The following is a 21167-nucleotide window of genomic DNA, read 5'->3' on the forward strand; positions in this document are numbered from 1 at the left end:
GGGGATCGCTTTTATCGAATCGGCCAATGCCGTTACATCTTAGAGCCTTTCGCGCCATAGAACAGGATAAAACCGTAGCACACCACTGGCAGAATAAAGGCCAATTGAATGCCTAAGTTATCGGCTAATACGCCTTGTAACAATGGCACAATCGCACCACCCACAATGGCTAAACAGAGAATACCGCTACCCTGCGACGTGTGCGGACCGAGGTCACGCAGCGCTAAGCTGAAAATAGTGGGGAACATAATGGAGTTAAATAATCCCACGCCCAAAATCGCCCACATCGCCAACGTGCCGCTGCTGGTGATCGCCACCAGCACCAACAATGCCGCCATCAAGGCATTGAAAGCCAGCACTGTGCCAGCAGGAATTTTTTGCATTACCGCCGAGCCGATAAAGCGCCCGACCATAGCGCCGCCCCAGTAATAGGCGATGTAATGGGCCGCTTGCTCTTCTGGCATGCCGACGATGTGTGATTCGCCGAGGAAGTTAACCAAGAAGCTACCAATCGACACTTCTGCGCCCACATAAACAAAAATCCCCACCGCACCTAACACCAAATGGGTGCTTTGCAGCGCGCTAGTCTTGCCTAAATGGGTTTGTACTTCGCCCGCAGCGGCTTCACTGTGTTCACGGATCACCGGCAAATCGAGCTTAGCGAAAATCACCGCCAGTACTGCAAGGGCGGTCGCTAACAGCAAATAAGGCAGCTTAACCACTTCCGCCTCGGCATTGGCTTGCGCTAATTCAGAGGATGCCGTGGCTGCAACGGACAGAATCAAAATCGAGCCAAAAAATGGCGCAACTGTGGTCCCTAGCGCGTTAAAGGCTTGCGTCAGGTTTAAGCGGCTCGATGCCGTCTGGCTGCTACCTAGCGCGTTAACATAGGGGTTAGCCGCTACTTGTAAAATCGTTATCCCTGAGGCCAAGACAAACAGTGCGCCGAGGAACAATCCGTAGGTGGCAAAGGACGCGGCGGGATAGAACAAACCACAGCCGATACTCGCAATCACTAACCCTGTGACTATGCCTTTTTGATAGCCGAGTCGTTTAACCAGCTGCCCCGCAGGGATCGACACCAGAAAATAAGCGCCAAAGAAACAGAACTGGATCAACATCGCTTGGGTGTAATTGAGTGAAAACACCGCCTTAAGATGGGGGATCAGAATATCGTTCAGACAAGTAATAAAGCCCCACATAAAAAACAGTGAGGTCAATGAGACTAACGCAAAACGATAATTACCGTTTCCCGCCTCACTCACGCTGCTCGTGTGGCTGCTGGTGTTTATAGATGACGCCATAGTTGTGCTCTCTAATCATGTTTTTATTATCTAAAGGGAATGTCCCTTAGGCGTTTTCGTTCCACGACAGGCAGTCACAATGAATTTGTGCTGCCCATCCGAAGTGATGTTATGCGCGGTTGAAAACTAGTTCAACAGCGCATAAAAGCAGGCGTAGGCCGAAAATGTCAATGTGTCGGCGACCCTTTGCGCAGTTTTCAACCCGTGACCGGTAATTTCTTGCTGTAGGTTGAGCTCCTTCAGTGACCATTCAATTTCCTGATCTAACAGATTGAAGCACACCAGTAACTTTTGCTCACCGAGCGTGCGCACAAATACCAATAAGGGTTCTGGCGCGTCGAGGAACTCAATCTCCCCTTCGATTAAAATAGGATAGCCTTTGCGCCACGCGAGGAACTGACGATAGCCCTGCAGCATTGAAGCGGGATCGGCCTCCTGCACATCCACCGCCAGTGCTCTGTGTGCATTCGCCACAGGCAACCAAGGTGTCACTTGGCTAAAGCCGCTAAAATCGGCGCGTTGTTCCCACGGCATCGGAGTGCGGCAACCATCACGGCCCTTAAACATCGGCCAGAAGGTTTTACCGAAGGGATCCTGCAATTCATGGTATTCAATTGGCGCCTCGGTTAAGCCGAGCTCTTCCCCTTGGTAACTACAAACACTACCGCGAAGTGAGCTGAGCATGGCATTAAGCATTTTCACCATGTCGTGGGTTTGCTTGCCCCGTCCCCAACGGCTGGCGACGCGCTGCACATCGTGGTTACCAATCGCCCAGCAAGGCCAACCATCACCAATACTCGCTTCGAGTGCCTCGACGGTTTGGCGAATATAAGCGGCGCTATAGTCATCGGTCAGCAGCTCAAAACTGTAGGCCATATGTAAGCGGTCTTCACCCTTGGTATAGGCAGCCATCACGGCGAGAGAATCCTCAGCGGAGACTTCGCCTAAGGTCACAGCACCCGGATAGCGATTAATCAGTTGGCGCAATTCTTCAATAAATAGAATTGTTTGCGGACGATCATTATTGTAGTAATGGTACTGATAGGCATAGGGATTATCTTCACTGAATCCGCGACCTTGGCGTTTATCCTTAGGTTTGGCCGGATTATCCCGCAGCTGCTCATCGTGATAACAGAAGGTAATCGCATCTAAGCGGAAACCATCGACGCCCTTCTTCAACCAAAACTCCACATTATCTAACACGGCTTGACGCACTTCAGGATTATGGAAGTTAATATCGGGCTGACTGCGTAAAAAGTTGTGCAGATAATATTGTTGTCTGCGCGGTTCCCACTCCCAGGCGCAACCACCGAAAATCGCTAACCAGTTGTTTGGCGCCGTTCCATCTTCCTTAGGATCGGCCCACACATACCAATCGGCCTTAGGATTGGTGCGGCTCTCGCGGCTCTCACAAAACCAAGCATGCTGATCTGAGGTATGGCTTAGCACTTGGTCAATAATGACTTTAATGCCGCGTTGATGGGCTTTTTCAATCAGCTCATCGAAATCCTGCATTGAACCAAATAAGGGATCGACCTCACGATAGTCACTGATATCGTAACCAAAATCGTCCATGGGCGATTTAAAGAACGGCGAAATCCAAATGGCATCCACATTCAGGCTGGCAATATAGTCCAACTTGGTGATAATACCGCGCAGATCGCCAACGCCATCACCATTAGTATCCAAAAGGCTACGTGGATAGATTTGATAGATCACGGCTCCACGCCACCAAGTTAACTCACTCATATTGCCCCTTTATCCTTATTCTTCAGCGCGCTAACCCAAAAACTCTCTCATGAGCAGTTACAATCATGTTACTGCGGAGTAAAGGCGCTACGGCTTGTATTAGTGGCAACGAGCATACGTGAACAGGGAAATAAGGTTCAATACGCCTGCATACGTATGCAAAACGGACTATCATTAGACTTGTCTTATTAAGATAAAATTAACCCTTTACTAACATAAGGTTGCGTTGAAATAGCCGGAGATAAAATCGGAGTTTTTTTGGCCGAAATGCCGGTTTTGGCAGGCCAATGACCTATTGAATACGTATGCACAATATTGTGACGCCAAGATTCTCGGGAGTAGTATCTTCACCGTTGCATAACAATTTGGTCATAAACGCAGCACTTATGCAGTCAATTAAGCGCCGAGATACCAAAAAAAGGCCGCAAAAACAATGCGGTAATAACGATAAAACGCTCTACATAAGCGGTAAAAAGCGACTTCAAGGGGAAGATAGAAATGATGCGATTTAAACCCAGCTTGCTGACCTTAGCACTCGTTGCTGCAGGCGCCAGTATGCACTCCTACGCAGCAGATGATGCGACTGCACAAACAACCGCAGCACAAGATGACAATATTGAAGTCATCCAAGTAACAGGTATCCGCCGTAGCCTGCAAGAATCTCAATCTTTAAAAATGTCATCATCTTCTATTGTTGAAGCGATTTCAGCAGAAGACATTGGTAAATTACCCGACGTAAGTATTGCAGAATCACTTGCCCGTCTACCAGGTGTATCGGCACAACGTTTAGATGGTCGTGCGAACGTGATTTCAATCCGTGGTATGGGACCTGATTTTACAACCGCAACACTCAATGGCCGTGAACAAGCCTCAGTTAACGATAACCGTAGTGTAGAGTTTGACCAATATCCATCCGAATTATTAAACCGCGTAGTTGTTTATAAAACTCCAGATGCTTCGGTAATGGCGCAAGCCATCGGCGGTACCGTCGATATGCAAACGATTAGCCCTCTTGCACATGGTGAGCAAACAATTGCTGTCGCTGTACGTGGCGAGATGAACGATCTCGGTGCCCTTAACAGCGGCTCTGACGATAAAGGCTATCGCGGTAGCATTTCTTATATTGACCAATTTGCCGATGATACCTTAGGTGTGGCAGTCGGTTATGCGCGCATGGTATCACCTAACCAAGAAGAACGTTGGCAAGCTTGGGGTTATCCTGAAAATGCCAATGGCGATAGCGTGTTAGGTGGAGCTAAACCTTTTGTCCGCTCTAGCGAATTAGAACGTGATGGCGTACTGGCCGTCGTAGAGTACGCTCCGAACGATCGTTTCCACTCGACTCTCGATCTTTACTATTCAAAATTTGTCGATGATCAACGCCTACGTGGTATTGAGATCCCCGCGGCTTGGGGAACTAACGGCGGAGTGGTTGCCACGACAACTGTCGATGGCTTAGTGACTGAAGGCGTCATCAAAGGTGCTGAAGTCGTTGTGCGTAACGACGTAAATAAACGTGATGCAGATTCCTTGTCTATCGGCTGGAACAACAAATTCAGCATCAACGATAGCTGGAACCTTGAAGCGGACTTGTCCCTGTCTAAAGCCAATCGTACCGACATTGGTATGGAGAGCTACTCAGGTACTGGTCGCGGCACAGGTGTAGGGGCAGTGGATGATTTAAGCTTTGCCTACAATGGCAAAGGTGGATATGTTTTTGATCACAACCTGGATTATGCAGATAAAAACGTTATCAAACTTGGCGATCCTCTCGGTTGGGGTAGCCCACTTGGCGCCAATACTCAGGACGGTTTTATTAACAAACCCGAAATTGAAGATGAACTAAAGTCTTTCCGTCTAAGTGCTGAATACATTCTCGATGGTGGCGCGGTTCGCAGCATTGAGTTTGGTGTTAACCGCACCGACCGTGATAAAACCAAAATCGACAAAGGCTACTATTTAACGCTAAAAGGCTATGATGGTTCAGCTGATTATACGATGACGGTTCCTGACAAATACCTACTCGATCCAACATCCCTCGCCTTCTTTGGTATGGGTGATGTACTGAGCTATGACTCATTAGCATTCTATAATGACGGCAACTATATCGAGACCGACGTCGCCGATGTAGACTTATCTCGTGCCACTAACTCTTGGGCAGTACAGGAAAAAGTGACAACGGGTTATGTCTTAGCGAATCTAGAGTCTGAAGTATTTGGTATTCCATTCACTGGTAATGCTGGCCTTCAAGCTGTGTATACCGATCAATCATCAGACGGTACAGTTGCAACAGTCGAAGATGGGATTGTTGAATTAACACCACGCACGGCAGGTGATTCCTATGTCGAATGGCTACCAAGCTTAAACTTAAGCTTTGAAGTAGCAGATAGCCAAGTCGTACGTTTTGCCGCGGCGCGTACCTTGACTCGTTCACGTATGGATAAGATGAATGCCAACTTGAACTACAGCTATAACCAAAATCCAAATGATGGCGTTAACTGGACAGGTAACGCGGGTAACCCAGAACTTCGTCCTTGGTTAGCACGTCAGTATGACTTAAGTTATGAAAACTATTTTAGCGATCAAGGCTACTTCTCTGTCGCAGTGTTCTACAAAGACCTAGAAAACTATGTCTATGATCAAAAAGTGGATTTCGACTTCAGTACCCTCTTCCCAGGCGTACCAGGTAATCCAATCGGTGTGATCACCCAACCACAAAATGGTGAAGGTGGTTATGTTCAAGGGATTGAAGCTGCAGTGTCATTAGACTTTGGCATGTTTGCAGATGTGCTAAGTGGTTTCGGTACAGTCTTAAGTGGTTCATACAACGACAGTGAGGTGAAAGAGACACCAAGCAGTGCACCAACAACTCTACCTGGTTTGTCTGAAAAGACCTTAAACGCAACCGTTTATTATGAAAACTCAGGCTTTGAAGCGCGTATTAGCTCTCGTTACCGCAGTGACTTCCTCGGCGAAGTGACTAAGATCAGTCTGCAACGTGAAAACGTGAACATTAAAGCGGAAACCGTGGTCGATGCTCAAGTCAGCTATGACTTCAGCGAGAGCGGCATAGAGTCTCTATACGGATTATCGGTTCTTTTCCAAGTCAACAACTTAACCAATGAACCTTTCACCTCTTATACAGGTTCAGACCAACGTTTAGTACGTGACTACCAAAACTATGGCCGTAACTTCATGTTAGGCGCCAACTATAAGTTCTAACAGTGACAGCAAAGCCTCAGCAATTATTGCAGAGGCTTTTCTTTTTATATTTGTCACACCCTCTCATGTCTATTAAATCATCAGCCTACTTAATTAACGAAGGGCTAAACCATGGGTCAAATCAAAGATATTGTCATTGTGGGTGGCGGTACTTCGGGTTGGATGACGGCAGCACTTCTCGCCAAGTTATTTAAACAAACCCTCAATATTACCCTTGTAGAATCTGCTGACATTGGCACCATTGGGGTTGGTGAAGCCACAATCCCACCACTGCAATTATTCAACAGTGTTCTAGGGATCCCCGAAAACGAATTTATCAAAGCAACCCATGCCACCTTTAAACTCGGTATTCAATTTGAGCACTGGGGGAGTCAGGGTGATAGCTATATGCATGCCTTTGGTAACTTTGGCAAAGACATAGGGTTTACTCAATTCCACCACTATTGGCTAAGTACAAAACCCCAAACTATCACCGCATTTTGGGATTACTCGCTCAATTACCAGGCTGCAATAAACCATAAATTTCAAGCTATTGAACATATTCCCCACTCACCTTTAGCGGGGATAACTCATGCGTATCATTTTGATGCCGCTTGCTACGCTCAATTACTGCGACAATATAGTGAAAAAGCGGGTGTAAAACGTATTGAAGGTAAAGTTGAAACTGTCAACCGCAGTGAAAATGGCCATATCGCTAGCCTCAGTCTAATCTCTGGCGTAGAAGTCCAGGGCGACTTCTTTATCGATTGCTCAGGCTTTGCCGCCCTTTTGATTGGAAAAACACTTAATGTTGGCTATGAGAGTTACCAAGATTGGCTACTGTGTGACAGTGCTTTCGCGGTACCCAGTGAAAAAGTCGCTGAGATCCCCCCTTACACACGAGCCATTGCCCATGAGGCGGGATGGCAATGGCGGATCCCACTGCAACATAGAACGGGAAATGGCATTGTCTACTCTAGTCGCTACATGAGTGATGACGAAGCAAAGGCAAAGTTACTGTCGACGCTTGATGGCAAGCCACTCTGTGAACCCAAAAAAATATCATTTATTCCTGGGCGTAGGCTAAAGCAGTGGCAACATAATTGTGTAGCGATTGGTCTATCGAGTGGCTTTTTAGAACCCCTTGAATCTACAAGTATTCATTTAGTGCAATCGGCCATCATTCGATTAACGAAACTCTTTCCCCACCAAGGTGTTGAGCAAGCCAATGTGGATGAGTTTAATCGCCAATCTCAACTCGAATTCGAACAAATCCGGGATTTTATTATCCTGCACTATCATCTCAATCAAAGATCAGTATCGAATCAAGACTCTCTTTGGCACGCCTGTCAACGGATGCAAGTACCTGAAAGTTTGCAGCAAAAAATTACCTTATTTAATCAAACCGGCTCAATTTTCAGGCATAAAGAAGAACTCTTCACGGAAATGGCTTGGGCTCAAGTCATGCTAGGTCAAGGGATAATTCCCCAGGATTTTAATCCATTAGCTCACACGATTGAACAACAAGACTTAGCTGAATTTTTTAGTAATATCAGAGCAATAATAAATAATAGCGTCAGTAAAATGCCAACTCATGAGCAATATCTCGCACAGTTGGTTTAATGCCATACGGTTAACATTTACTTGAAGGGTACTACGCATTCTCAACTTGTTAGGAAGTAAGGAACACTTATGATCTTAAAACGACAACATCTTTTACTTAGCATTAGTCTGCTATTTAGCTGGAATACACAAGCAGATACTATTGGTTCTGCAGCTTTATTATCAGCAAACCTTATTCCTACAGAAGAGAGCTCAACGGCACCTTTAACAATCGAACCACTTTCTTGGTGGGCGGGCATGCATAATCCTAAGCTGCAACTGATGCTCCACAGCAATGCACTGCCCGCGGATGCTACGCAACTTAAGGTTGAGATTACTGGCCAAGATGTGGTGTTTGAAGGGATTGAGCAGACGGATAATCCCCATTATTTGTTTATCAATTTAGATTTGCGCCAAGCCAAGCCGCAGACCTTTGATATCCGCATTGTCGCAGGCGACAAGCAGCTCTTCCAACTGCCCTACACTTTAGCTGCGCGGGCAGATGGCAGCCGCGAACGCCAAGGCTTTAGCAATAAAGATGTGATTTACCTTATCACCCCAGACCGATTCGCCAATGGCAACCCAAGCAATGATAATCAGGCCGATATGCTCGAGCATGCGGCGCCTGATAATTCCGATGGTCGCCATGGCGGCGATATCGAAGGTATACGCCAGCACTTAGATTACTTAGCCAAATTAGGTGTCACCCAGCTGTGGATCAACCCACTACTTGAAAATAACCAAGCCCAATACTCCTACCATGGTTACGCCATAACCAATCTGTATCGGGTCGACCCGCGTTTTGGCAGCAATCAGGATTACCAAAAGTTAGTCACAGAGGCCAAACAGCATGGTCTTGGGGTGATTAAAGACGTAGTGCTTAACCATATTGGCTCAAACCATTGGTGGTTAAAGGATTTACCGAGCAGTGATTGGCTCAATGTCCCACTGCAGCCCAATGTCACTGATGCTAATACGGCTCAAGCTGCCAGTTCTACCAGCCCTAGTTCTACCAGCCCTAGTTCTACCAGCCCGAGTTTTACCAGTCATAGACGCACCACAGTGCAAGATCCCTACGCCGACACACAGGATAAAAGTGACTTTGTCGACGGTTGGTTTGTCGATTCGATGCCCGATCTCAATCAGCGCAACCCTAAGCTTGCGACTTATCTAATTCAAAACAGCATTTGGTGGGTGGAATACGCAGGGCTTTCGGGTATTCGCGAAGACACCTATTCCTACGCCGATAAAACCTTTTTAGCCCAATGGTCAAAGGCCTTAATGGCCGAATACCCACATTTTAATATTGTCGGCGAAGAGTGGACCGCCAATCCCATTACCGTCTCCTATTGGCAAAAAGGCAAAATCAATGCCGATGGCTATCGCTCGGATTTACCTAGCCTGATGGACTTTCCGCTCTATGAAAAGCTGGTTGAAAGCCTAAACGAGCCCGAAGGCTGGGATACTGGTTTTATCAAGCTTTACGAGATGTTAGCGAATGATGTGGTGTATGCTAACCCAAGCCAGTTAGTCCTCTTTGAAGGCAACCACGACACCAATCGGATTTATAGTCTGCTGAAAGAAAACCTGCCGCTGTACCAAATGGCCCTCACCTATGTGTTAACGGCCAAACGCATTCCACAGCTGTTTTACGGCACAGAAGTATTGATGACCAGCCCAACCGAAGGCCGCCACGACGGTGTAGTGCGTAGCGATTTTCCGGGTGGCTTTGCCAATAACAAGGTAAGCGGTTTTAGCGGTAAAGGGCTAAACGCAAAACAGCAACAAGCGCTTGCGTTTGTACGCACCCTACTCAATTACCGTAAACATTCAGCCGCGCTGCAAACGGGCGATTTACTGCACTTTGTGCCGCAAAACGGCATTTATGTGCAATTTCGATGCGTCGCTAAACATGCCACAGCGGGCAATGCCTGCTACCAAGCCGATGCGGATAAAGTGATGGTGATTTACAACAAGAATGACCAAGCACAAACGCTGGAGTTAAGCCGCTTTCGTAAGGTATTGGCGAGCAATAGCTCGGCAAACTCAGTCTTCACAGGGGATAAGTTCAAGCTTAATCAATCAGTTACTCTGCCACATGCTGGCGTTATGTTGCTTGAGCTTAATCGCCAATAACCCATACACAATCAAACAGCTAAACATACTTAGCTAACAGCGCGGCCAAGCCATAGTTTGGCCGCCAAGTCAGTAAAGGAACCTAGGTTGAATTTTCTATTATCTAACAGTAGCAAACGTCGCGCTTATCGCTGGCAACAGGGATTAACCCTATTAGCCCTCAGCAGCATTAGCACCTTTTGCACCATGGCCGCCCCAGCAATCACCACTCAAGCTACGGCGTTACAAGCAGTGGCGGCTAAAACCATGGCAGCCAATCCAAATGTGGCCGAAGGCGATATCCTGCCAGCCCGTCACAATGGCGAGCAAGCAGACAAGTTTAAGCCCGTTGTTTATCAAATTTTTACCCGACTCTATGGCAATAAAAACACCACCAATAAACCTTGGGGCACGATTAGCGAAAACGGTGTGGGTAAATTTAATGATATTGATGACACAGCGCTCAAAAGTATCAAAGACTTAGGCGTTACCCATGTGTGGTATACGGGTGTGCCCCACCACGCCTTAATTGGCGATTACAGCGCAATTGGCGTAAGTCACGATGATCCAGATGTGGTTAAAGGCCGCGCCGGTTCGCCCTATGCGGTTAAAGATTATTACAACGTAAACCCCGATTTAGCGGTCGATCCCGCCAACCGTTTACAGGAGTTTCAGGCACTGATCGAGCGCACCCACAAGCAAGGCTTAAAAGTGATTATCGATATAGTGCCCAACCATGTGGCGCGTAATTACCATTCCATCACTAAGCCCGAGGGCGTACGCGATTTTGGTGAAGACGATAATCAAACCCTTGAATATGAAAAGCATAATAACTTTTACTATGTGACTGATAAAAAGCAATCCTCTGGCTTTCAAGTGCCAGATTTGCCTGATAGCCTCAAACCGTTAGGCGGCGAGTCGCATCCCCTAAGTGATGGTCAATTTGAAGAGATCCCCGCCAAATGGACGGGCAACGGCTCACGCCTTGCCAAGCCGGATATGAATGACTGGTATGAAACCGTTAAAATCAATTACGGTGTCCGCCCCGATGGCAGCCATGATTTCCCTACACTGCCGCCACGCTATGCCACCCTCGGCGCCGAGCAGCACTATGCTTTTTGGCAGCAACATAGTCATGAATTACCTAACTCTTGGATCAAGTTCAATCAAATTGCCCAGTATTGGTTAACGATGGGAGTCGATGGATTTCGTTACGATATGGCCGAAATGGTGCCCGTCGAGTTTTGGAGCTATTTAAATAGTCATATAAAACATAGTCATCCAGAAGCCTTTATCTTAGCTGAGGTCTACAACCCCGCGCTGTATCGCGACTATATTCAGCTCGGCAAAATGGATTACCTCTACGACAAGGTCGATCTTTACGACACCCTCAAAGCCATTATGGCAGGACAAAAAAGTACCGCACAGATCGCCGCGGATCAGGCCAAAGTGCAAGATATCGACTCGCATATGCTGCACTTTTTAGAAAACCACGACGAACAGCGCGTCGCCAATGCCGCCTTTTTAGGCGCCTTAACTGGTAACACCTCAACAGATGCGGTCGATCCCCGCTACGCCCTGCCTGCAATGGTGGTGTCGGCGACCTTAAGTACCTCACCCACCTTGCTTTATTTCGGTCAAGAAGTGGGAGAAGCGGCGACGCAAAACCTAGGCTTTGGCCATGCGTCACGCACCAGTATTTTTGATTATGCGGGTGTTCCCGCCCATCAGCGCTGGATGAATCAAGGTAAATTTGATGGTGGCCAATCAACCGCCGCAGAAGTTGCGCTACGTACCTATTACCAAAAATTATTGAACCTGAGCACGGGGAAAAATGCGCCCGCGCTCTTAGGGAAATATCACTCGCTAGATGCTGCCAACCGCAGCGCGGTATCGGCTGCAAAGGCTAGCAATAAGGCTAACAATAAGACAAACAATGGCAGCGCAACGGGTTATGATGACTCAACCTTTGCCTTTGTCCGCTTTGAGGCCAATACCGCCGCTAACAAAGGTCAAAAGCTGATTATTGTCAGTAACTTTAGTCAAACCCAAGCCAAGTCATTTTCACTTAAACTGCCCCAATCTCTGATTGCGCAATGGCAGTTAACCGATGCAACCTATTCGCTTAAGGATTTACTGGAAGACCATACGGCGCAGTTAATTGTCGAGCGAGGTGAAGGACAAGTTCAGTTGCAGCTTGCACCTCTCTCCTCCGCGATATTTGAACTCGTCCATTAGCCCGCTAGCGAAGTAAGAAAAAATCTTAGGTGAGCGCCAGAGTCACACTTAGTTGTGACTCTGGCTTTTTTAAAACACACTAGCGTAAACATCAGTTAAACAGTACAGAGGCAAGCCATGTTACTCGGCATTCACCATGCAGCGATTATTTGCAGTGACTATCAAAAGTCCAAACACTTTTATGTGACTATTCTTGGCCTTAGCGTGCTTGCAGAGCATTATCGTGAGGCGCGCCAGTCTTACAAACTCGATTTACAACTGCCGGATATGAGCCAAATCGAGTTGTTTTCCTTCGAAAATCCTCCCAAACGCCCTAGCTATCCAGAGGCATGCGGCCTTAGACATCTCGCCTTTCGCGTCACATCGATTGAAACGGCGATCGAGCATCTTACGGCCCATGATATCGCCGTCGAACCTGTCCGCATCGACGAATACACAGGCAAAAAGTTCACCTTCTTTAGCGATCCCGACGGCTTACCCTTAGAGTTATATGAGCTATAACCAGAATCCTCACTGTATTAAAAATATAAATAAAACAGTGCACTAAAATAGTGGATTCACGCAACGAATAAGATGAATAAAGCTTAATTACGCCAAGGAATTTTTAGCAGTAGACTCAATTCAGCGGAGCAGTCCTAACCCATCGTTTGACCAATATGACACAGTAACAGGTCGGCGCTTACCAAGCGCTAATCATTGAGGAACTCAAGGTGTTTGATAATCCAGCATTATTGTTATGGAGTTTAGTCTTTGGCCTCTTTGGTCTTGGCTTTTTCACCTACGGCAAGCGCCAAGCCGCCCCCATCCCTCTGGCCGTCGGCCTCACCCTAATGATTTACCCTTATTTTGTCACCAATCTCGCGCTACTTATCGCCATCGGCATCGCCCTTATCGCACTCCCCTATTTTGTAAGAGTATGATTTTAATATATGAAGCTCTAAAAACTAAGAATACGTTCAGATAAGAAAAGATAAAATTTTTGAGTGACGGGCAAACATGCTGTTCCTACGAATGAGTAAGCCTTAGCATTTGCTCGAAGATCCGCAGCGAGTCCATCCGTGGATGTAGCCGACATTCCGCACCTGATTTAGGAATAAATTTGCCGATAGCGTTCACCTAACACGTCGAGAATGATCTGCTGGTCGGCCGTTAGCCCCGTGACCTGAGGTGGCGCCTCTCCTAACTGGTACTCGTGTACCCCGCCAAAGCGTAAAAAGATCCAGCGCGCAGTTGGTTTTTGCGTGGGTTTCTTTTTCATGTCCGCCACACTGCGATTCTGCTCTACTAAGCCCTGCCGGATACGGTGCTCCAGCGCCGCATAAATCATCAGGCTACAGGTCATCACCATCAGTAATGCTTCGATACGTTCTGGTTTTTTAAGATACAACGACGAGGTTAAAAATTCGGGACTTTTCAGAAAGCGAAACCCACGCTCGACGTTCTGCTGGGCTTTATAGATTGCCAACAGCTCAGCCATGGTGAGCGTTTCACTGTGATCATTGGTCGCGAGGATGAACACCCCAGTCTGGTTGCGTGCCTCTGCTACCCGCGCCAAGCTACTTGCGGCTAACCCCTTGATGTGAAATTGGTAGCTCACCGGCACTTCACCCTTTTGCGGCCTTCCGCGCCCAGCATAGAGAGGTTCACTCACGACCTCTGCTTCCAGTTGCAGCAGATTTAAGTTGGCTGCAAAACGGGCTAATTCAGCCTGCGCATCGGCCTCGCAGGCAAAACGCTGAGCACATAATTTGCCAAAGGCTTTCAGCTCACGCGTGCTGTCTTTCAGTAGGTTTTTGGCTAATGTTTGCTGCTCACGGTGGCTAGCCTGTTCGCTGCGCACCAGCAACCAACGCTGCGCGACGTCGGCATAATTGGCGCTTTGCCAACAGCCATGATAGCCATTGCCCAGCGCAACCAGCGACTGGGTGCCAATGGTTGCCACGGCTCGCTTGGCCTCATTGAGGGTGACAGGCACACGAGTCACGAACAACTGTTGCTGTTGTGCCAGTAGTTGCAAGGTGTCGGTGCAATACAGCGCCGCATCGCCGACCAGATAACGACTCTCCTGCGCGGCCTTGAGACTGCTCAAGTGGCGCCGTACGGTCTGGGCAAAGGCCTTGGTATCATTACTATTGCCACTCAAGGCTTGCATATAAATGGGCAGGCCGGCTTGATTTTCGCAGATAAGTTCCAGGATAACCTGGTTTAGCTCTGGCCGGTGGTCGCGGCTGTAGCCCCGTACCAATTGCAACTTACCGAGCTGTTCGCCATCGACTTGGTCATAGGCACCATCGACGTGGAAACTGGTGATATCGAGGTGTACTGCGGTACTTTTGAGCTCCAATCGCTCGACGACCTGTTCCGCCATCACCTGATAAAGCGTGCTGACATCGGCCTCAAAGAGGGCATCAAGGCAGCGGCCGAGCACGTCATCATTTAGGTCATCGGCACAGATCCCAGGGCCAATCAGACGCTCTACAGGCTTGTTGGCAAAGAATTGCGGGAACATGTGCAAGGTGGAGCTATGAAAGCCAAGACCATTCAGAATCATCGCCACCAAGGCTTCACCATGTGAAACTTTGTAGGGCGGCGTTTTGGGGAGCACCGCATCAATCATGCGAGCAATGCCGAGTTCTTGGCAGAGTGCAGCGACCAAACCAAGGTGGTCGAGGTTACGAATAGCGATAGCGGGAGTGGCCATAATGATCTACCTGCAAAAAGTAGTAATAGATCAGAATGGCCGATCGCCGTCAAGTTTTTTTAAATCGAAAATTAGGTGCGGAATGACGGATGTAGGGCCGCCTGTCTGATGTGAATGGATTCACAAATACCGCGATAGCATAGATGCCAAAAAGCGGCCATGGGGCGGACGGTCGTATCGCTAATCACCATGGCTCACCTGTTTAGCATTAGCGTAGTCTGTATGTTTTAAAGAAACACACAGCATGCTTTGGGACAATTTCGCGTTAGACTTTTAGCTCGGATTAGTGAATTTCGGATTAAAACTTCTATGGGTTAACGCCGCCAACACGAGCCGAGCGTAGCGAGGTCCAGCCCGCACTTTTTGCGGGCGATGTGCTTGGCCTTGTTATATTTTTTTCTTAAGATCATCAAACAAGTCCAAATATCGTATTTCTAAATAGTCCAGACTTTCCAAGTCAAAATTAATATAACTATCTCCTGACGAATGAGGTTTAGAATAAATGAAAACAAATGCTCTTTTGTCACTTTCCTTTGATATTTTTTCTAACCTCTTCACAACTAGATTTCTCACAGGATACTCGGCAATCATTGTTCTAGATATAAAAAATGACGGCCGAATATCATTACCTCCATGCTCAAGAGTTTCACCGAAAGTAACTTTGTAGCATTCCTTTTTTTCAATATAATCGATGAAAGCTACTCCCCAATAAATTAAATTTTCATCCGGAAGGGCAGTAATAAGTTGTTTATAAATACCTTTAAACAGCGACTTATAGCTAATATCTTTTCCCTGTATGTTTATTTTATGTTCTGATAATGAGTTATCTTTTCTGTATCTTATAAACTTAGATACTAAAGATCGCACAGAGTAATACTTAGAGCCACCGAAGAACTCTTCTCCCGTGACACTTTTTCCGCGTCGATTACTTATTTTCTTTTCCTTAGTAAGGTCGATACCTTTCGGTTCTTTCTTCGCGAATTGATTTTTAGGGCGTTTAAGATGAAAAACATCTGATATTGAATCACTCTTAACAAATTTCGATTGAGCCGATGTTGTTGGAGACTCAACACCTGCAACTCTATCTAGACCAAATGTTGCATCACAATCGACAGAATGATTGTATCCTCTGAAGTGAGGAGACTGATGCATATCCTGTTTTTCCTGATCAAGATTTATACAAGTGACCTTGGCATTACATTTTTCACTAGGACATTCGAAAGCTGATTTATCAGCTATAATACCTGCTCAATAAAGGTCATATGCTAATTCAGGATCAATAATATCCTGATACTCATTGCTATAAGCTTCTTCCAGTGATGCCATAATTTCTCCTAAAATATAACATTTTATTCGTGCGCATGCGCGTTTACCTTGTTAGACCAGTGAAAACGCGCACACCATTATCAAGCTGAGTGATTGTAGATTACGAATTAAACTCGTCCGAAGCCCTCTGTTTGAGTGAAAAATACAATTCTACTCGGCTTATTGGAAATTAATCCGTCGGTTATGGTCTAGTAATCTCCCTCATTTGGGTGAAACGGCAATAAATCGGCCTAATCTATCTAAATCTTATACATCTGCACTCATACCACTATTGGTTTGTATAAAATCTCTGGCACGCCACGCTTCTTAAAAAGGTATTGCATCGTCTTTGATATCTTTTCAGTATGAGAAACTGTTCTTATCTGGTAGTAACCAGTTAAAATTCGATTTGTCAGCATGACTGCGAAATCATAATCTTTCTGTTGATAAGGCTCAATAACGTTATTGGCTGGAATTAATTCATTTTGTTCATTCATTTCTAACCAATCCATCGCTTCAGCAAGCCAAAACATCCTTATTGCAATAGCTAACTCACATAATGGGTGGTCAGCAATCGTAATCGGGATCTCATAACCATCATCCCAATTGTAATGCCTTAATAATTCATATAATTCAGCTGCAGAAGAAATAGTTTTTACTAGGTTAACTGCCTCTTGAATATCTTCGATTTCATAACAAATTCTATCCGTAATGTCTGTCATTACTATAAGATCCTTAATGCTTTATTCGGCCCATTAAACATAGAGAAAAGAGGCATGCTTACTTAAAAAAAAGCCAAAACATCGAAACTCCATTTCACTCAAATCATCCTAATAAATAGGTTTAATTATTCTCTACAAATAGTTAAACGGCGAATTGCAAATATGCCCAGTAGCGAAAGGATTAATAGGGATAAACTGCCACCGCCGCTATAACCTTGTTTATGTTCAATGGTCGCAATATGTTCTTCTTTCACGCGGGTTTTAAAGCGGGCTAATTCGGCGTCTAAATTAGTGATCATATCGTTTACCGCCAGCTCAAAGCCTTCAGCGGATTTTTCACGTAGCACGTTGGTGACGCTCACTGCGGTTGACGTGTCGGTAAGTTGGTTAATACCAGGCGCCCTAAACAACATTTTTTGGCTGCGCATATCAAAAACGGCGGTATCGACAAAGGTTTGGATCGCGTTTTCATTACCGGGCACCATATACATGCCGACTATGGTCCAATACAGCAGTGAAGCCTTATTCTCGCTGCTTTGTAACAGTTGATCGTAAGACACCAGCGCCATCACATCGACATCGTGTAAACGGGCGACCTGCTGTAAGGTGCTAAAACCTTTGCCATTTTTAAGATAAGTGCTGGGGATTAATTCGATACGGTCAATAAAGTCATATTTAACAAATGACTGTTTCACTTTATCCAGCAAGGCGATTTGCGAGCTGCTATCGAGGGCTTCGGATTGCCAATGGGTGGAGGGTAAAAAGGCAATGCCAACCGTGATGGGAAGACGCAATACCGGAATACTGGGTTGCTGAGCCTCGCGTTGTTTATCATCAGGATAGAGATATTCAACCAGACTGCTGGAAACTACGTTTTTTTCAGTGGTGTTACCGTTAAAAAAAGCACTGCAACCACCAAGCAAGATGCTAATCGATGCCAGCGCACCCACAAGCGCTATGAATTTTGTCTTCATTTGTTTCCCTACCGTATCCTTACTGCGCACAGGCCATGCAACCCGTGCATATTGCCGCTACCTTAGCGAGTCACTGCTGTAAAAACAAGCCGTTAACTTCACATATCGCGCTTTTGTTTGGCTTTTTAAATGCTTAGAAACAACAAAGCCGCATCGGAATGCGGCTTTGACTTAGATAAAGACGACAATCAGTCGCGCAAATTCATCTGCTTAGGCGTATTTACGCACTTTTTTCAACGCGATTTGCTGCTTTAAGGTCGATAAATGTTCGATAAACACTTTACCGTGTAAATGGTCGATTTCGTGTTGTAAAACAATAGCCAAAAAGTCATCGGTTTCGATTTCAATCGCTTTGCCCTGTCTGTCTAAGGCGGTGACTTTAACCTTTTCAAAACGGCTCACTTTGGCGCGATAGCCAGGGATAGAAAGACAGCCTTCTTCACCTACGTATTCGCCTGATTTTTCAACAATCTCTGGATTAATCAGCACTAAGGGTTGATCGCGATTTTCGGATAAATCGATCACAATCACCGCATCTGTGCTGCCCACTTGGGTCGAGGCCAGACCGATACCATCGTCGGTGTGGTACATGGTTTCGATTAAATCATCGATAAATCCCTGAATCGCTTCAATGTCTTTTACGGGTTGTGCTTTGCGCTTTAGACGCTCATCGGGAATTGTCAGAATATCGAGTACAGCCATGCCTGTTTCATCTCTTAGTGAGTCAAAAAATTTGGCGCTATTATGAACTATTCCTGTGTTTTCTCAATATTCAAAACTAAATAGTTTAATAAAAATCATTACAATCGATTTTTTAGATTTAAATTGCAGCAGTATCAGCCGTCCTCTGTTTCACTTAGGCGGAAATTAACGCTACACTGGCTCACCTCATTCATGGTTTTATTTGGCATCATCATGCGGTTTGCAAAAGATAAATCCCCACTTTATCGCTACTTAGAGCAAGATAAGGCCATTACGCCAGACGAAACGAACAGCACACTAGAGACACAAAACACCCTCTCGCCGATGGCGAAGATTTGGCATATTGTCGCGATGATCCCGCCTGGCAAAGTCAGCAGTTATGGCAAAGTGGCCGATTTTGCCGGTTTACCCGGTCGTGCCCGCTATGTGTCGAAGGCGCTCAAATCGGCCCCCGAACATTTGTCACTTCCTTGGCATAGAGTACTCAACAGCCAAGGTAAAATTTCCTTCGAAAAGCATTCAGTCTCCTTTCAGGAACAGATGGAATTATTGCGTATTGAAGGCGTTACAGTGAACTGTGGCAAAGTAGACTTGTCTGAGTTTGAGTGGCAACCGGATATGGCAACCTTAGTGATGTCAATCCCCTTCTAGTTTAATATATTGATCTATAAACTGTTTACACCCGATATGGCCTCAGCTATAAACAATTAAGCTTGGCAGTTCAGCCAATGGGATAAGCGGTGTTAGCCGCAATCTGTTTGCGATATAAAGGAGCATTACTTGCGCACAATTCCAACGTTATTCGTGAGTCTCGCACTCACCCACAGCGTATTTGCGATGGCGGCGCCAACGCCTTTAACGCCTCAAACTGCTGAATATCAAGTTAATTATGGTGATATTGAGTTGGGTAAGGCCAAGTATCAACTGCCCGCCATGGAGGATGGGATCTACAAATATCGCTTCGACAGCGATCTTAGCCTGTTATTACTGACCGATGTGCGCCATGTGCTGAGTGAGTTTGCTCAGGATGGCAATCAATTATTACCCCTGCGCTATTTGCATGAGCGCCAAGGTGTCGGCCCGAATTTTATCGAGCAAACCGCCTTTGCCAAGGCGCAAGGGATGATCCATACCCGTTATAAGGATGAAAAAGGTAAATTCCCCTTCGAAGGCGATATTTTCGACCCTCTGATGGTGCAGCTGCAGTTTCGTCTCGATATCAGCGCAGGTAAAGAAGTGCTTGATTATAAGATGGTTAAATCCAACGAGATCGATGAATACAAGTTCCATGTGATTGGTAAGGAACGGATGACAATTGAAAGCGGCAGCTACGATACAGTCAAAATTGAGGTTGTGCGTGACAATCACAAACGCCAAACCTTCTTTTGGATGGCTCCGGATCTAGCCTACCTGCCCGTTCGTCTTACGCACTTTGAAAAAGGCAGCAAACAGCTGGATATCAAACTGCTGAATTATCATTTCGACGATGTGCCAGTTGCAGTCACGCCCGCCACCGTTGAAGCCGCAGCCGTTGAAACCGAAATTCCGATAGAGCAGAGAGTACCTAAACTCCTAGGCACAGGCGCTAATTAAATTAGTTAAGTGTTTATGGCTGATAAGACGAATTGAGTGCTGCTTCTAAGATGCAGTAACAACGCAGCACAAAACATAAAAGGCCAAACGTGAGTGACTCCATTTGGCCTTTTTGTTTCTGATTTAATGCCGTCAAAGTAGAATGGCAACGCCCCAATTACAAATCGATAAGCAGCTCACCTAAGCGGAACAACTTCCAATTGCCAGGCTGCATCACTTGCCAGTCCTCGTTTTCAGTGAGCGGCCGAGTGGCGATGACAGTCACTACATCGTGTGGTGTGGTTTCTTTATCAAAATCAATCACAACATCGGTATCAATTAATTTTGCCTTGCCAAACGGTGCCCTGCGGGTGATATAACACAGATTATTACTGCAATAGCTCATCAAGTATTCGCCATCGCTGAGGATCATATTAAATACCCCAAGGACGCGGATTTGTTCAGCAAGCGTAGCCACAAATCGAAACACCGCTTGCATGTCCTCTGGGCGACGGTCACCAAACTTGGCCGCGACTTGCTCCAGTATCCAGCAAAAAGCCAGCTCGCTGTCGGTATCGCCGACACTCTGATAACGGGACACCTGAAACTTCGCCTGATAGTCGCTTAACTGACCATTATGGGCATAGGTCCAATAACGGCCCCACAACTCACGGGTAAAAGGATGAGTATTTTCAAGGGAAACACAGCCGCGATTGGCCTGACGAATATGGCTTATCACCACCTCGCTTTTAATCGGATAGGATTTGATTAATTTTGCAATGTGCGACTCGCTACTTGGGCAGGCATCTTTAAACGTACGGCTGCCACGGCCTTCATAGAAAGTGATCCCCCAACCGTCGACATGGGGCCCAGTGACGCCACCACGCTGTGCTAATCCCGTAAAACTAAACACAATATCGGTCGGCACATTGGCGCTCATCGCCAGTAACTCACACATATTTCTCGCCTTTCTCAATCCAAA

General features: G+C 46.3%; 16 protein-coding genes. 8 read left to right on the forward strand and 8 right to left on the reverse strand.

Annotated elements, in window-relative coordinates; all coding sequences use genetic code 11:
- Positions 1-32: 32 nt before the first annotated feature.
- Positions 33-1304: a sugar MFS transporter gene (locus tag N5E87_RS11920; protein WP_086903252.1), complete on the reverse strand. Its 1272-nt coding sequence runs from the start codon at positions 1302-1304 to the stop codon at positions 33-35.
- 126 nt (positions 1305-1430) lie between these two features.
- Entirely contained in the window at positions 1431-3053 is a 1623-nt protein-coding gene (locus N5E87_RS11925) for an alpha-glucosidase (RefSeq protein WP_086903251.1), read from the reverse strand.
- Positions 3054-3551: 498 nt separating this feature from the next.
- Between N5E87_RS11925 and N5E87_RS11930 the strand changes: the two genes are divergently transcribed.
- The 6 genes from N5E87_RS11930 (at position 3552) to N5E87_RS11955 (ending at position 13129) form a co-directional block, all read left to right on the forward strand.
- Positions 3552-6275: a TonB-dependent receptor gene (locus tag N5E87_RS11930; protein ID WP_089067673.1), complete on the forward strand. Its 2724-nt coding sequence runs from the start codon at positions 3552-3554 to the stop codon at positions 6273-6275.
- Positions 6276-6386: 111 nt separating this feature from the next.
- Positions 6387-7877: a tryptophan halogenase family protein gene (locus tag N5E87_RS11935; RefSeq protein WP_086903980.1), complete on the forward strand. Its 1491-nt coding sequence runs from the start codon at positions 6387-6389 to the stop codon at positions 7875-7877.
- Positions 7878-7946: 69 nt separating this feature from the next.
- Positions 7947-9992 carry a glycoside hydrolase family 13 protein gene (locus N5E87_RS11940; RefSeq protein WP_086903981.1) on the forward strand — a complete coding sequence of 682 codons (2046 nt, stop codon included), beginning with the start codon at positions 7947-7949 and terminating at the stop codon, positions 9990-9992.
- Positions 9993-10079: 87 nt separating this feature from the next.
- Entirely contained in the window at positions 10080-12209 is a 2130-nt protein-coding gene (locus N5E87_RS11945) for an alpha-amylase family protein (protein ID WP_089067672.1), read from the forward strand.
- A gap of 117 nt (positions 12210-12326) precedes the next feature.
- A complete protein-coding gene (locus N5E87_RS11950) occupies positions 12327-12710 on the forward strand; it encodes a VOC family protein (protein ID WP_086903983.1) in 384 nt (127 codons plus the stop codon).
- A 209-nt stretch (positions 12711-12919) separates the two neighbouring features.
- Complete coding sequence (locus N5E87_RS11955; RefSeq protein ID WP_089067671.1) at positions 12920-13129, forward strand: hypothetical protein; 210 nt, start codon at positions 12920-12922, stop codon at positions 13127-13129.
- 167 nt (positions 13130-13296) lie between these two features.
- Here N5E87_RS11955 and N5E87_RS11960 read toward each other — a convergent pair whose 3' ends face one another.
- From N5E87_RS11960 to def, 5 genes are all read right to left on the reverse strand, one after another.
- Positions 13297-14910: an IS1634 family transposase gene (locus N5E87_RS11960; RefSeq protein ID WP_218558478.1), complete on the reverse strand. Its 1614-nt coding sequence runs from the start codon at positions 14908-14910 to the stop codon at positions 13297-13299.
- Positions 14911-15297: 387 nt separating this feature from the next.
- Positions 15298-16062, reverse strand: coding sequence for a hypothetical protein (locus N5E87_RS11965; protein ID WP_086904030.1), 765 nt, complete (start codon positions 16060-16062; stop codon positions 15298-15300).
- A gap of 434 nt (positions 16063-16496) precedes the next feature.
- Entirely contained in the window at positions 16497-16937 is a 441-nt protein-coding gene (locus N5E87_RS11970) for a DUF4274 domain-containing protein (protein ID WP_086904031.1), read from the reverse strand.
- Between the two features lie 125 nt (positions 16938-17062).
- Positions 17063-17911, reverse strand: coding sequence for a rhombotarget lipoprotein (gene rhlP / locus N5E87_RS11975; RefSeq protein ID WP_086904032.1), 849 nt, complete (start codon positions 17909-17911; stop codon positions 17063-17065).
- A 210-nt stretch (positions 17912-18121) separates the two neighbouring features.
- A complete protein-coding gene (def, locus tag N5E87_RS11980) occupies positions 18122-18613 on the reverse strand; it encodes a peptide deformylase (protein WP_011626351.1) in 492 nt (163 codons plus the stop codon).
- A gap of 210 nt (positions 18614-18823) precedes the next feature.
- Here def and N5E87_RS11985 point away from each other — a divergent pair, with 210 nt between their 5' ends.
- On the forward strand, positions 18824-19264 hold the full coding sequence (locus tag N5E87_RS11985) for an MGMT family protein (RefSeq protein WP_167373698.1): 441 nt from the start codon (positions 18824-18826) through the stop codon (positions 19262-19264).
- A gap of 129 nt (positions 19265-19393) precedes the next feature.
- Complete coding sequence (locus N5E87_RS11990) at positions 19394-20206, forward strand: DUF3108 domain-containing protein (protein ID WP_086904128.1); 813 nt, start codon at positions 19394-19396, stop codon at positions 20204-20206.
- 157 nt (positions 20207-20363) lie between these two features.
- Here N5E87_RS11990 and N5E87_RS11995 read toward each other — a convergent pair whose 3' ends face one another.
- Complete coding sequence (locus tag N5E87_RS11995) at positions 20364-21143, reverse strand: class II glutamine amidotransferase (RefSeq protein WP_086904127.1); 780 nt, start codon at positions 21141-21143, stop codon at positions 20364-20366.
- Positions 21144-21167: the final 24 nt, after the last annotated feature.

Source organism: Shewanella sp. GD03713 (assembly GCF_029843705.1).
In the GTDB taxonomy this organism is placed as follows: domain Bacteria; phylum Pseudomonadota; class Gammaproteobacteria; order Enterobacterales; family Shewanellaceae; genus Shewanella.